This window comes from Pedobacter sp. UC225_65, assembly GCF_042698365.1.
Classification (GTDB): Bacteria; Bacteroidota; Bacteroidia; order Sphingobacteriales; family Sphingobacteriaceae; genus Pedobacter.
This window is the reverse complement of sequence record NZ_CP170550.1, coordinates 3433513-3447647: the sequence shown is the minus strand read 5'-3', so window position 1 is coordinate 3447647 and position 14135 is coordinate 3433513. Positions and strand designations below refer to the sequence as shown.

The 14135-nt window shown below is 36.8% G+C and carries 15 protein-coding genes; 6 read left to right on the top strand and 9 right to left on the bottom strand.

Annotated features, from left to right (window positions below):
- The first annotated feature begins 15 nt into the window (after positions 1-15).
- Complete coding sequence (locus tag ACFJIZ_RS18145) at positions 16-1095, top strand: hypothetical protein (protein ID WP_379087248.1); 1080 nt, start codon at positions 16-18, stop codon at positions 1093-1095.
- A gap of 101 nt (positions 1096-1196) precedes the next feature.
- Here ACFJIZ_RS18145 and recG read toward each other — a convergent pair whose 3' ends face one another.
- The 6 genes from recG to ACFJIZ_RS18115 form a co-directional block, all read right to left on the bottom strand.
- On the bottom strand, positions 1197-3209 hold the full coding sequence (gene recG / locus ACFJIZ_RS18140; RefSeq protein WP_379087246.1) for an ATP-dependent DNA helicase RecG: 2013 nt from the start codon (positions 3207-3209) through the stop codon (positions 1197-1199).
- Between the two features lie 8 nt (positions 3210-3217).
- Positions 3218-3862, bottom strand: coding sequence for an EamA family transporter (locus ACFJIZ_RS18135; protein ID WP_379094107.1), 645 nt, complete (start codon positions 3860-3862; stop codon positions 3218-3220).
- Positions 3819-4121: a hypothetical protein gene (locus ACFJIZ_RS18130; protein WP_379094195.1), complete on the bottom strand. Its 303-nt coding sequence runs from the start codon at positions 4119-4121 to the stop codon at positions 3819-3821. Before ACFJIZ_RS18130 ends, ACFJIZ_RS18135 begins: the two co-directional genes overlap by 44 nt.
- Before the next feature lie 6 nt (positions 4122-4127).
- A complete protein-coding gene (locus tag ACFJIZ_RS18125) occupies positions 4128-4508 on the bottom strand; it encodes a RidA family protein (RefSeq protein ID WP_379087243.1) in 381 nt (126 codons plus the stop codon).
- On the bottom strand, positions 4509-4652 hold the full coding sequence (locus ACFJIZ_RS18120; RefSeq protein WP_379087240.1) for a DUF6728 family protein: 144 nt from the start codon (positions 4650-4652) through the stop codon (positions 4509-4511).
- Positions 4653-4722: 70 nt separating this feature from the next.
- Positions 4723-6069 carry an OmpA family protein gene (locus ACFJIZ_RS18115; protein WP_379094104.1) on the bottom strand — a complete coding sequence of 449 codons (1347 nt, stop codon included), beginning with the start codon at positions 6067-6069 and terminating at the stop codon, positions 4723-4725.
- 170 nt (positions 6070-6239) lie between these two features.
- Here ACFJIZ_RS18115 and ACFJIZ_RS18110 point away from each other — a divergent pair, with 170 nt between their 5' ends.
- Positions 6240-7529, top strand: coding sequence for an aminopeptidase P family protein (locus ACFJIZ_RS18110; protein WP_379087237.1), 1290 nt, complete (start codon positions 6240-6242; stop codon positions 7527-7529).
- On the opposite strand, the gene ACFJIZ_RS18105 is transcribed toward ACFJIZ_RS18110, so the two are convergent.
- The gene (locus tag ACFJIZ_RS18105) at positions 7516-8091 is read right to left on the bottom strand and encodes a hypothetical protein (protein WP_379087233.1); all 576 of its coding nucleotides are present in this window, start codon (positions 8089-8091) and stop codon (positions 7516-7518) included. The genes ACFJIZ_RS18110 and ACFJIZ_RS18105 overlap by 14 nt on opposite strands.
- Positions 8055-8414 carry an ATP-binding cassette domain-containing protein gene (locus ACFJIZ_RS18100; protein WP_379087230.1) on the bottom strand — a complete coding sequence of 120 codons (360 nt, stop codon included), beginning with the start codon at positions 8412-8414 and terminating at the stop codon, positions 8055-8057. Before ACFJIZ_RS18100 ends, ACFJIZ_RS18105 begins: the two co-directional genes overlap by 37 nt.
- Before the next feature lie 138 nt (positions 8415-8552).
- On the opposite strand from ACFJIZ_RS18100, the gene ACFJIZ_RS18095 reads away from it, so the two are divergent.
- Genes ACFJIZ_RS18095 through ACFJIZ_RS18080 form a run of 4 tightly spaced genes read left to right on the top strand, consistent with a single transcriptional unit; the run spans position 8553 to position 13180 of the window.
- Entirely contained in the window at positions 8553-10370 is a 1818-nt protein-coding gene (locus ACFJIZ_RS18095; RefSeq protein ID WP_379087227.1) for an ABC transporter ATP-binding protein, read from the top strand.
- Positions 10371-10384: 14 nt separating this feature from the next.
- Positions 10385-11173, top strand: coding sequence for a hypothetical protein (locus tag ACFJIZ_RS18090; protein ID WP_379087224.1), 789 nt, complete (start codon positions 10385-10387; stop codon positions 11171-11173).
- Positions 11173-12066 carry a glycosyltransferase gene (locus ACFJIZ_RS18085; RefSeq protein WP_379087221.1) on the top strand — a complete coding sequence of 298 codons (894 nt, stop codon included), beginning with the start codon at positions 11173-11175 and terminating at the stop codon, positions 12064-12066. The genes ACFJIZ_RS18090 and ACFJIZ_RS18085 overlap by 1 nt, the downstream gene beginning before the upstream one ends.
- Before the next feature lie 16 nt (positions 12067-12082).
- Complete coding sequence (locus tag ACFJIZ_RS18080) at positions 12083-13180, top strand: glycoside hydrolase family 99-like domain-containing protein (protein ID WP_379087218.1); 1098 nt, start codon at positions 12083-12085, stop codon at positions 13178-13180.
- 16 nt (positions 13181-13196) lie between these two features.
- Here ACFJIZ_RS18080 and ACFJIZ_RS18075 read toward each other — a convergent pair whose 3' ends face one another.
- Complete coding sequence (locus ACFJIZ_RS18075) at positions 13197-14090, bottom strand: glycosyltransferase (RefSeq protein WP_379087215.1); 894 nt, start codon at positions 14088-14090, stop codon at positions 13197-13199.
- Positions 14091-14135: the final 45 nt, after the last annotated feature.

The following is a 14135-nucleotide window of genomic DNA, read 5'->3' as shown; positions in this document are numbered from 1 at the left end:
ATTTAGCTTTCAGTTATGAAACTAGGCTATCTATTGACACTGTTCTTGACCATAAGTACTGTTAAAGCGCAAACAACTCTTACTGTGCTATCTGCTGTCGATAATCAGCCTTTAGCCAATGTACTGATCTATTACAAAACAAACCTGATAGGTGAAACGAATAAAGAAGGCAAAGTTAGCCTACAGTTAACCAATATAGATAGTCTGGTGTTTGTTAAAAACGACTATGAGGATATTGTATTGGCCAAGAATCAATTGACCCCAACAATATTGATGGTTAAAAATAGGGTAATCCTTCTAAATGAAGTGGTGGTTAGTCCTATGACAGCTCAAAAATTACTCAAAAAAGTTGGTGATTTTATTGAAGAGGGTAAAACCAAAAAGGGCAGATTGAGTTATAAAATCCCCCATCACCTACAGATTTACAATAAATTTATGGCAGGTAATGACACCTTACATTATCTTAATAACCGATTTACATTTGAGAGGGGCAACTTTAAAATAAACGATCAGACCAAGATTGTAAAAAATTTCAGACATGTACAAGTTAAAGAGAACATCTCAAAAGTTTACAGCTGGGGTGGCAAAGAGGCCGATTTTTGGGACCTGTTTTCTCTAACCCCCTTAGGTATCCATTATAGTGCTGACTTCAATAATTTTTTTCTACACCAAGATCTATTCGATTACAAAATTGTAGCGAGCGAAACTTATTACAGATTGGAGTTTAAACAGAAAAAGAAATATTTTTTGTTTAGTATAGAAGGGTATTTAATTGTAGATAAACAGGATTTTGGAATTTATGAATTTGAGACGAGGTTATTGAACAACAAACCCCGTTTTATAAGTCAAAATACTAATTTAAGCAATTCAAAACCGGCTGCATTTAAAATAGATGCCGAAACCTATCAGTTTAAATATACTAAAGAAAGTGATGGGTATGTTTTAGACCATAGCAGTAAAAACACCATATTTACAGCAGAAAAGGGCCAACACAAAAACATACGGTTTATTGCTACCACTCAAGTAGAGCGTACTGTTGATTTTGGGGATAGGAATTTAAAAGGTTTTGATGCCTTTAAATGGGATATCAAATGATGAGATATTAAGAAATCTTATCAAAGGCAATGCCTCGGTCCTTTTTATCTAGATATCTTTTAAGTAAAGCATTTTCAGGCAATTCAAGCATCGCATCTTTTTCAAAAAGTTCGATTACCGTATTTCTGGCTTCTTGGAGAATAACCTGATCCTTTGGCCAAATTCGCCATCTTGAGTTCTAACACCCCACTTTGTTGTGTACCGGTAATATCCCCTGGACCACGCAATTGCAGGTCTATTTCAGAAATTTCGAAACCATTGTTGGTTTTAACCATGGTATCTAAACGCAGTTTAGAATTTGGTCCAAGCTTATTTCCAGACATCAAGATACAGAATGACTGCTCTGCTCCACGACCAACCCGCCCTCTTAATTGGTGCAGTTGAGAAAGCCCAAAACGTTCAGCATTTTCAATGATCATCACTGAGGCATTGGGTACATTTACACCCACCTCGATCGACCGTTGTTGCCACCATAATCTGGCTCTTACCCTCAATAAAGCGCTGCATTTCATACTGCTTATCGGCATTAGGCATCTGACCATGTACAATACTGATCTGATATTCGGGTAAAGGAAATTGATAGCGCATCTGTTCAATACCAGCTTCCAGGTGCAAAGATCTAGTTTTTCACTTTCTCTGATCAATGGATAAACAATATAGACCTGCCTACCTTTGGCGATCTCTTGCTTCATAAAACCAAACATGCGTAAACGTTGACCTTCAAATAAATGGAGGGTCTCGATTGGTTTTCTTCCAACAGGAAGCTCATCAATTACCGAAACATCAAGGTCGCCGTAAAGGGTCATGGCCAATGTTCTTGGTATGGGTGTTGCCGTCATGACCAATATATGTGGAGGAACTACATTTTTGCGCCATAACTTTGCCCTTTGTTCTACACCAAAGCGATGTTGCTCGTCAATCACTACAAGTCCAAGATTCTTAAACTGGACTTTATCTTCAATTAAGGCATGTGTACCTACTAAAATATCAATCTCTCCAGATTCCAATTGTTGATGCAATATGGTCCTTTGCTTTTTAGTAGTATTTCCGGTTAATATCGCTACATTGACCAGTTCTCCTTTTAACAGGTCAACCAAAGATTGATAATGTTGACGGGCCAATATTTCTGTAGGTGCCATCATACAAGCTTGGTAGCCATTGTCGTTGGCCAACAACATGCTCATTAGCGCTACTACAGTCTTGCCACTTCCTACATCGCCCTGAATGAGCCTATTCATTTGGCTGCCTCTTTGGGTATCTAACCTAATTTCTTTAATAACGCGCTTCTGCGCATTCGTCAAGTCGAATGGGAGCATTGTGTTGTAGAAAGTATTTACGCGCTCTCCTACCGCATTAAACACAGCTCCTTTAAACTTTAAGCTACGCAGTTGTTTGTTGTGCAGCAATTGCAGTTGGATAAAGAAAAGCTCTTCAAACTTTAAGCGCCGTTCGGCATGTTGCAACATCGACGCATTGGCTGGAAAATGGATATGGACCAGTGCTTCTTTCCTACTGATCAGTTTATACTTTTCCAAGATATAGGCGGGCAATGTTTCCCTGATTTCATTGATGTGTAGTTCAATGATATGATGGATCAGCTTTTGGATTCCCTTACTATCCAAAAAGCTCTTTTTAAGCTTTTCGGTAGAGTTATAGATGGGTTGTAAGGTTAAGTTTCCTGTGATACCCGTTTGCCTAGGATAGTTTTCCAGATCTGGGTGTGAAATGCTAAACCCATTGTTGAATAAGGTTGGCTTCCCAAATGCGATGTAAAGGCTTCCTCTCATCACGTGGTCTTCAACCCATTTTAAGCTTTGGAACCAAACCAAGTCCATTGTTCCGGTATCGTCCGTAAACTTTGCTACAATCCTCTTTTTATGTTTTTCGCCGATGGTCTCTTTACTCGTGATCCGTCCTACTACCTGCACCAATGGCATATCTGGATTGAGTTCGTTGATCTTATAAAAACGTGTCCGATCAATATATCTAAATGGGTAATGATCCAAAAGTTGCTCATAGGTAGAAATGCCTAACTCTTTTTGCAAAAGTTCGGCACGCTTAGGGCCAACGCCTTTCAGGTAAACCAGTGCTGTATCTAAATTTGAGGCAAACAAAATTGGACTTATTTTCTCTTCAAAGTAAAGATATCTTTGATCAAGTTCCAATTAAATAGCAAAACTGCAGAGAGCAACAGGAGATAAGCCATCAATTGATTGACACTGATGTGTTCGTCAAAATATAAAACGGCAACTGCAAATGCAATAATTGGATTAACATAGATAATAATTCCCAATGTGGAAGATGGGATCCCAATCAGTGCATACAGACTTAAAAAAAGTGGGATAATGGTAAATACAACTGCAATGGCAACAATATGTCCCCAAAACCATATTCCAGTCGGAAAACCAGCATGATGCGCAATGTAAAAAGGCAACATCATTACCACGGCTAAAGTAATCTGTAGGGCCAATACATTCAGCTTATCCAGATGTTGCATCTTTCGTTGGATGATAAGATAGAATGCATATAATGCAGCAATAATTACCGACCATACTACTTCAATAAAAGAGCCTGTGGCCAACATCACGATACTTAATAAGGCAATGCCCAACGAGATGAGTTTGATTTTGGAGAGTTCTTCCTTCAAGATCAGGAAGCCTCCAAATGCCGTAATCAATGGACAGACCATATAGGCAAAGGCAGCCGACTTTAAGCTCACATTGTTAACTGCATAAATAAATGTATACCAGTTTAAGGTAAGTAAGATGGTTGCACCAATGATCTGCCAAACAATCGATCTTCTTTTCTCTGGGCAGGGCTGATCTAAAATATTGGATATCTTGTTTGAGGTATTTCCTTCTAAACAACAAAATCGCAATCCATATCACAATCAACGAAGTGAAGATGCGATAATACAATATCTCTTCTGAAGGAAAAGCTTTAAGGTTTCTTAAGGGAATGGAAAAGAAGCCCCAAATGGCAACTGATAAAAAAGCCGCTAATAAGTAACGCGATTTAGATTTCAACGAAACTTAGGCTTTAAATGCTGTTACAGAGATTTCAACATTTACGCCTTTTGGCAAACCTTTTACAGCAACAGTTTCACGGGCAGGAAAAGCACTTTCAAAATAAGCCCCATAGATTTCATTCACTTCCGCAAATAAGCTCATATCAGCCAAGAAGATTGTTGTTTTAACAATATGTTCAAACTCATATTCAGCTTCCAATAACACCGCTTTGATATTGCGCATCACCTGGTGTGTTTCCTCTGCAATAGAAGTTAGATTAAGCTCGCCATTTTCTGGATTGATCGCTACTTGACCTGATAGGAATAAAAATCCATTGGCTATTACAGCTTGACTATAAGGACCAATTGGAGCAGGTGCATTGCTGGTGTTGATGATTGTTTTCATTTAATTTTTTAATATAAACCATTGGATAAGTTTCCAGATGATTCCCCCAACAAACAGCACAATGGCCAAGGCATTAATGATATGCATTATCCTGATGTTAATGTTCGTTGGTCTTTTTGGATCTGGCTTTCTGAAAAAGTACATATACAAATGTAGGCATAAAAAAAAAGAGGCCCGAAATTTCGGACCTCTTTTTATATCGAATTAAGAAAGATTAGTTTCTTGAAGTCTCAACACGACGGTTTTGGATACGACCTTCTTCAGTATCGTTAGAAGCAATTGGATTAGCTTCGCCAAAACCTTTAGCAGTAACTTGACTAGCGTTAACGCCAGAGTTTACTAAGTAAGTTTTAACAGAGTTAGCTCTGTCTTTAGATAATTTCAAGTTGTATGCAGCAGTACCTTCGCTAGAAGCATAACCTTTAGCAGTTATTTTACCACCGTTTTCACGCAAAGTTGAAGATAATTTATCTAAAACTGGATAAGCTTCAGTTTTTAACACTGAACTGTTAAATTCGAATTGGATAGTTTCCCAACCTGAAACAGTTGGAGCTGTAGGAGCTACAACAACTGGTGCTGGTGGAGGAGGAAGTGGACATCCTGAACCATCAACTTTAGTTCCAGCTGGAGTACCAGCACATTTGTCAAATTGATCAGCAACACCGTCACCGTCAGTATCTTTTTTCAAATCTTCGATAGATTTCTCTACGTTAGAAACACGGTTTTTCAATGCTTCAACTTCTTGACGTAATGAAGACTTTTTCAATTCATCATACATTAATGCAAGTGGGTTAACCCAATCCAAGTTTGGTTTAGATTTCGAACCTAGAGAGAATTCTAAGCCTGCAGAAGCATAGCTGAATTTATCAAAGTTAGAAGTGATGCTATTACCAGCTTGAACACCATTGAAGTTAAAATCATCAATAAAGTTCATGGTGTAGTTTAAGTTAAATGATACACGATCAGATACTTTAAATTTAACACCAGCACCTACAGGAATGTAAGCACCTTTGTAGTAATCATCACCATCAGCTGGTTTCTGTACATTTTTAGTACCGTTAGCTAAAGTTGTAGTTGGCTGATAAGCTACCAAACCGTAACCTGCAGATAAAATGAAGTTTACAGAGTTCTCACGACGTAAGAAATCTACTGTAGCTACATTTACCACACCTCTTAAATCAACTGCATATTGCATTTTGGTTTCGAAATCTTTAACACCATTCTGGATACCACCAGCTGCGTCTTTGTTAGATCCTGAAACTTTACCACGCATTACGTTAGCTTCTAAACCGAAAGCATGACCTAGTTGTTTACGCAATGAAACGCCATAACCTAAGTTAACATCCCAGTTAGTAAAATCGTTTCTACCGCCTAAAAGAACGATAGGAGTAGTAACACCAGCATTGACCCCTATTGACCAAGACCTGTATTGTCCTCTTCCGCCAAATACCTTAGCAGATGATGAAGGAGCTGTAGCATCTTGAGCACTTGCTAGAGATGTTACTCCCATCAATGCTACTAGAGAGGCAACAAGACCCTTCTTTAAAGTAGAATAATTCATAATTTTCTTTTTTAAGGTTAAACAAATATTAATTGTATAATTTTTTGTAAGAACAAAATTAAACAATTTTTTATAATCTCAAAATACTATACAAACTCCGTTCCAAACTTCGAAACGCTTTAACTTTTTGTACATTTGATAGATCAATACCTGTAAATTTAAATAAAAGTATGAAATACGAGCAAATAAATAATTCATTGTTCATCGAGAACAGAAAAAATTTAGCAAATCTCCTTAAAGCTAACGCTTTAGCTATATTTCAGTCTAATGATGAGTTTCCACGAAGTGGAGACCAGAATTTTCCTTTTAAGCAAAACCCAGATCTCTTCTATCTATCTGGCATAGTAGAAGAGCAATCCATTTTATTGCTTTTTCCAGACTGTCCTAATCCTTTATACAGAGAAGTCCTTTTTTTAAGACAGACAAACGACCTTATTAAAGTATGGGAAGGCCATAAATATACCAAAGACCAAGCTAGATCAGTCTCTGGAATTGAAAATATCTATTGGTTAGAAGATTTTGATAACATCCTCCATAGCATTATCCATTATGCTGACCATGTCTATCTCAACACCAATGAAAATGATAGATATGCACATACAGTAACCTATAGAGACATCAGGTTTATTGAGCAGCTCCGCACAAAATATCCTCTTCATCATTATGAAAGGGTAGCTCCTTTGATGAGAGAATTACGTGCAATAAAATCAGATGTTGAAATCGCACTGACCCAAAAAGCTTGCGACATTACTGGCGGGGCTTTTCTACGTGTTTTAAAATTTGTAAAACCTGGCGTAATGGAGTATGAGGTTGAAGCAGAAATCATCCATGAATTTATTAGTAAAAGAGCCACTGGACACGGTTATTCTCCAATAATTGCGGCCGGCAACAATGCCAATATTCTACATTATACGGATAACAATCAGGAATGTAAGGATGGAGAGCTCATCTTGATGGACTTTGGAGCAGAGTATGGCAACTACAATGCAGACCTGACCAGAACAATTCCTGTGAATGGCAGATTTACCAAAAGACAAAAAGAAGTTTACAATGCTGTTTTAACGGTAATGGACGAATCTAAAAAATTGATGGTTGCGGGTGCGATATGGAATACCTATCATGAACAGGTAGGAGAAATCATGACTGAGCAATTAATTAAACTAGGGTTAATTTCTGTAACTGATGTTAAAAATCAAAATCCAAAATACCCTGCCTATAAAAAATATTTTATGCACGGCAATACGCATCACTTAGGTATTGATGTACATGATTTCGCAGGCAGATATACTCCATTTGCGGTGGGCAATATTTTAACCTGTGAACCGGGTATATATATTCCAGAAGAGGGGCTCGGTGTAAGGCTTGAAAATGATATCTTGATTACCAAAGAAGGAAATATGGATCTGATGGCAAAAATCCCAATCATCGCAGAAGAGATTGAAGATATCATGAACGCTTGATCCACGACTCTACAAAACGATAGATATTAAAATCATGGTCTAACAAGGCTTCGTTTACTGCTACTCGGAGCTTTGTTTTATCAATATCCGTCATACGCTGATGCTGTATAATTCGAAATGCTTTCTCTGCCATTAAAAGTGTTTTGCGTTCATTTAATTGCTGATTACCTTTTAGCAGCCACTTACACAATGCAGTTATGCCTTCGTTTTTATCTGCCACGGTTTTAAAGATGGGGATCTGCTGATGTTGTTCATGCACCAATTTTTTAAGGTTGTTCGCAAAAGTATCAGCTCCTTCTCTATCTGCCTTATTGACTACGAAAGCTTGTGCAATTTCCATTAGTCCAGATTTAATATTCTGGATCTCATCGCCAGATTCGGGAACTAACACCACAACTGTTTGATCGGCCAAGCCAGCTATTTCCACTTCCGACTGTCCCACACCAACCGTTTCTACCAAAATCAAGTCAAAGTTGGCAGCTCTTAGTAGGTCGACCATTTCTAAGGTTTTAACAGAAATACCGCCTAAAGCTCCTCTGGTTGCAATAGACCTGATAAACACATTTGGGTTGTTAAACTGTTGTGCCATCCTGATCCCTCACCCAATAATGAACCGAAATTAAATGGAGAAGTGGGGTCTACTGCCAATATGGCAATTTTATGACCTTTTGTAACCAGCTCGCTCGTAATGGCGTTAACCAGTGTACTTTTCCCCGCCCCAGGTGGTCCTGTAATTCCGATAACAGGAACCTGATAGTTGATCTTGATGTCTTTTAACAACGCTGCAGCAGGCTCAAGGTCATTTTCTACTAAAGTCAATGCCCTGGCAATGACCCTAAAATCTCCTTCTGTTAAACCTATTTTAAATACTTCGTGTGATTTCATCAACAAAACCTATCTTATCGCAAATAAACATATTTTTTACTAAACAACCTCAATCTACTTCCATATCCTATGGGCTTAGGGCCCGCAGAAAAAACAAAGAACAAAAAATCGTAACTTTGTTCTGATTACATTATATAGATGAAAACCTATTTTCGATTATTATCGTTTGCTAAGCCAATTGAAAAATTTGCTATCCCATATATTATTGCCACCTTATTGGCCATATCTTTTAACACGTTTCTTTTTACTTTACTAGGGCCTTTGATGCAGGCTATTTTTCTAGAAAAATGTGAAACTGTTACGAAAACCGATGCCAGTAGCTCATGGAACCCTATGGAGCAATTTGACAGTTATATCAACAACGTTATAGCTGACGATAAAATATTTGCACTAAAAATAATATGCGTGGTAATTGTCATCACGGTTTTTTTAGCCAATTTTTTCCGTTATTTCTCTCAACGTTATATGGAAGATTTAAGGGTTCATACGCTATTAAATCTTAGAAAAACGGTATTTGACAATGTAATGAACCTCCATGTGGGCTATTTTAACAATGAACGTAAAGGAGACATCATTTCAAAAGTAGCTTCAGACGTTCAGGTGGTACAATTTTCTGTTACCAATACCCTACAAGTTGTTTTTAAAGAACCAGTGCAGCTGTTGTTCTTTATTGGGGTATTGATTAGCATCTCTCTTAAATTGACCTTATTCTCGTTATTGGTTATTCCCATTTCTGGTTTTGTGATCAGCAAAATTGTTAAACGCTTAAAACAACAATCAACTCAATCCCATCAGTCTTTTGCAAAGATGATTGGCTTCTTAGATGAAGCTCTAGGAGGCATCAAGATCATCAAAGCCTTTAATGCAACTTTCAGGATTAAAGAAAAGTTTGATGAAGAGAATAAATTCTATTCTAAACTGAACCGCAAAATGGCCAGACGTCAGCAGTTGGCCTCGCCTGTTTCCCAAACGCTTGGGGTTTTGGTAGTGGTGTTTATCCTTTTATATGGAGGGATACAAATCTTGGATGGAACTGGCGATTTAGAAGCGCATAAATTTATAGTGTACTTAGCCACTTTCTCGCAACTGATGCAGCCCATTAAAGCGCTAACAGATTCATTTAGTGGCATTCATTCAGGAATTGCGGCTGGTGAGCGTGTGCTAGACTTAATAGATACCAAGCCAGAATTGGTCAACAAACCTGGCGCTGAAAATCTAACCAAGTTTGAAAGAGAGTTAACCTTTGAGCATGTTGATTTTAATTATGGCGACAAACAAGTATTAAAAAACATCAATATCAATATTAAAAAAGGATCTACTGTTGCCTTGGTTGGTCCTTCTGGTGGAGGGAAAAGCACTTTAATGGACTTGATTCCACGTTTCCATGACCCTAAATCGGGAGTGGTTAAAATTGATGGTCATGATTATAGAGACCTTACTGTAGAAAGCATCAGGGCGCAGATTGGAACGGTAAATCAAGAAAGTATTTTATTCAATGATACCATATTCAACAACATTGCTTTTGGCAAGCCTGAGGCAAGTGAAGAAGAGGTAATCAATGCAGCTAAAATTGCCAATGCACACGAATTTATCTTAAATACGGAACAAGGTTATCAATCATTTGTTGGCGACAGGGGCAATAAATTATCGGGCGGACAGAAACAACGGATCTGTATTGCAAGGGCGGTATTGGCAAATCCGCCAATTATGCTATTGGACGAGGCTACCTCTGCGCTAGATACCGAATCAGAAAAACTGGTACAGGAAGCTTTAAATAACCTGATGCAGAATCGGACCTCTATCGTTATTGCCCACCGTTTAAGCACCATACAACATGCCGATACAATTGTAGTAATTGACAAAGGTGAAGTAGTAGAAACTGGAAGTCATAGCGAATTGATGTTGCGAAATGGTCTTTACAAGCGTTTAATAGATATGCAGGCTTTTAATGATTAAAAATTAGTAGGGATATGTCTATTCAAGCGACTCCAATCAAAAGGGATGAACATCTTTTTGAATTTTCCATCTGTACATTGGTTACCCGCAGAGCAGAATATAATGAGATGGTACAATCGTTTAATGATAGCGGTTTTACTGATAATCTTTGCGAATATCTCTTTGCTGATAATACAGACGGTAATTTATTTGATGCTTATGAGGCTTTTAATGTTTTTTTACGACAAGCTAAGGGAAAATATATCATTGTATGCCATCAAGATATTTTGATCAATGAAGATGATATCTCAGATCTTAGAAATAAATTAGATGAGTTAGACGCTATAGATTCAAATTGGGCAATCTGTAGTAACTCCGGTGCAGCAGGTCCTAATCATATTGTTTATCATATTTCTTATCCGAATAAGGGATTGATGAGCAAGGGTCGTTTTCCTCTAAAGGTTAATGCGATTGATGAAAATTTTATACTTGTAAAAAATACTGCTTTATTAAAGGTTTCAAATGACGTTAATGGGTTTCATTTATATGGAACAGATTTATGCTTACAAGCAGAGTTAAATGGTTTTTCAGCTTATGCCATTGCATTTAACCTTACACATAAAAGCTTTGGCAATAGAGATGAGGCATTTTATAGGATTAAAAAAGAATTGGTCAAAAAGTATGATTCTTTTTTCAGAAGTAGATGGGTACAGACTAATAACACTATTTTTTTCTTATCTGGTTCTCAGATTAAGTTTTTTTTGAGAAATCCAATATCTCTATTTTTCATTAGAATGTTCAATAGCCTAAAAAAGAAGTTTTAATGATTGAGACTGAACACAAATCACCTTTAGTATCAATTGCATTATGCACCTATAATGGTGAAAAATATATTGCCCATCAATTGGATTCGATCTTATCTCAATCCTACGAAGCAATAGAGATAGTAATTGTAGATGATTGTTCAACTGACCAAACCTTATCTATATTAATTGATTACCAGCAGAGAGACGCTAGAATAAAGCTATATCGGAATGAAGAGAACATCGGTTTTAACTCTAATTTCGCAAAATGTTTAACCCTTTGTCGAGGAGACTTTGTGGCCATTGCAGACCAAGATGACATATGGTACAGCCATAAAGTGGCCACACTGTTGGCTAACATCAAAAATAACCTTTTGATCTACCACAACTCTGCTTATATTGATGAAAATGATGTGCTGACAGGAAAAACGGTAAAATCATATCACCACTTTGTAAATGGGAATTGCGCAATTAATCTTATTTATTTTAATTGTGTTTCTGGACATGCTTGTCTTATCAACAAGGAACTAATTAAGATTGTTGGAACAATCCCAGCAAATTTTTATTACGATTGGTGGCTTGCCTATACAGCGGGCTGTCTTGGCAGAATGGATTATGTTGATGAGATATTGGTCAATCATAGGCTACACCAAGAAAGTTCTACAGCCAATGACAAAACGGAACCAAAAAAATTAAGAATCCAACAGTTAGAGCATTTTATTGCTTGTAACACAACTCCAGAAGACCTAAAAAACCTTCTTCAAAAACTGTTAAAAGAATACTTAAGTAAAAAACAACTGGCATTCTCTTTTAAATTGTTTTTACTTTTATTCCAAAACAGCCACGAATTACTTTACATAAGAAAAAAATCTTTCTACTCTAAATTGAAGTTTTTGTTAAACGAAAGCAGATAACACAAATACCTGAATAATGAATAAACAAATTAAGCCTATAGCTTTTTACCTTCCACAATATCATGAAATAAAAGAAAACAACGAATGGTGGGGAGAGGGTTTTACGGAATGGACAAATGTAAAAAAAGCGCAACCGAAGTTTAAAGGTCATTACCAGCCACATATTCCTATTGACCATAACTATTATGACTTAAGCAACAATAGGGTACTCGAAGAACAGGCAAAACTTGCTCTTGAATATGGCTTATATGGCTTTTGTTTTTATCACTATTGGTTTAATGGCAAATTGTTATTAGAAACACCCTTACATCATCTTTTGGCTAACAAAACCCCAGAAATCCCATTTTGCCTATGTTGGGCAAATGAAAATTGGACTAGAACTTGGGATGGACAGGAAAAAGAGGTTTTGATGAAACAAGACTATTCATTAGAGGATGATCTTGCACATATCAGATACCTTATTCCTTTTTTCAAAGATGAGAGGTATATCAAAATTGATGGAAAACCTGTTTTCTTGATGTACAGAACCGAACTTCATCCAAACATTAAAGAAGCTACTGAAATTTGGCGAGAAGAAGTAAAAAAAGAAGGTTTTCCTGATTTATACTTAATTAGAGTTGAAAATTTTGAAAGAGATTTAGAACCTCACTTACATGGTTTTGATGCAGGAACCGAATTTGCTCCTGACGGAAAATATAGTGGAGAAAAAACAGGAAAGAAAAATATGCTTAGTTATGTAGTGAATAAAGTATTGCATACTACCAAAATAAAACCATCTGCCAAATTCACAAATAAGATTTTTTCTTATCCTACTTTAGTAAACAACATGGTTAGTAAACCAAGGCCTACCTATAAATATTTCAGATGCATTAGCCCATCTTGGGACAACTCTGCTCGGAGAAAGGAAAATGCAACTTTATATATTGATAATACTCCGGAACTCTTTGGTGTATGGGCCAAAAAAATGGTTGCATATACCAAGGCAAACCTTCCTCAAAATGAGCAGCTTTTATTTGTTAATGCTTGGAATGAGTGGGGAGAAGGCGCTCATTTAGAACCTGACCAAAAATATGGTTATGCTTATCTAGAGGAACTTGCAAAAGCCGTTAAATAATTATCTTAACCAGATTTTATCTACCCTTTTTAAGAAATACCTTAAGAAGGTGTAGATAAAGTTTTAAGAACAATGCCATTGTCATTATTCTTGACTTTCTACTCTGAAAAAGCATTGATTGGACCTGGCCAAAAGTAAACTCTTCTGCTTTCATCCTATCTATAACACTTCTAAAACCCCTTTTCTCTAAAAGGGTCATCTTAGCCTTAGGCAGCTCAGCAATATTTATCGGTAAACTAGCACCCCACTTAGCATGTACCTTTAAAATTTCTTGAAGCCAATTTCTATCTGTATAACCTTCGGAAAAATGTTCGATTAAGATATCAAATGTTACACCTACTTTAAAGCTTTGTCCTATACCTAAAGAAAAATCTACATCATACCCATGAAAGCCTTTTAACAATTCTTGATTAAAGGTATAAGAGTTTGCAGCTGATCTGGTACAACAAAACCAAACCCCATCTACAGTTGCGACTTCTACAAGTTTATGGTCGGTTGGGTTTGCAAATTCTCTACTTGTTGACTTATCAATATACTTATACCTTTGAATTAGGTTATAGTTTAGTAACTCTGGCGCCTCTTGTTCATAACAATACCAACTAGATGGCGCCATAGATTTATACTGACCACCAGCAATACCAATTAAGCCAAATTCTGGATTTGTTTTAAAAATATCAGCCACAATAGGCCCCCAATTTTCTGTTTTTATTAACAAGTCCTCATGCATGAAGCATAGAATATTGTATTTCGCCTTTGCAAGTCCTTTATTATAGACTTCACAAATTCCCATTTTACCGTCTCCATTGGCTATTCCTATTATCTCAAATTCAACACCAATGGTTTCGGCAATATTAGTTGTAACGTCGTCTAAAAAGCGTTGGTCTATAGATGCAATTATTATCGATATCATGTAAGAACAAAACTAATCTTTATAAAATAATATTTTCCAAATCGC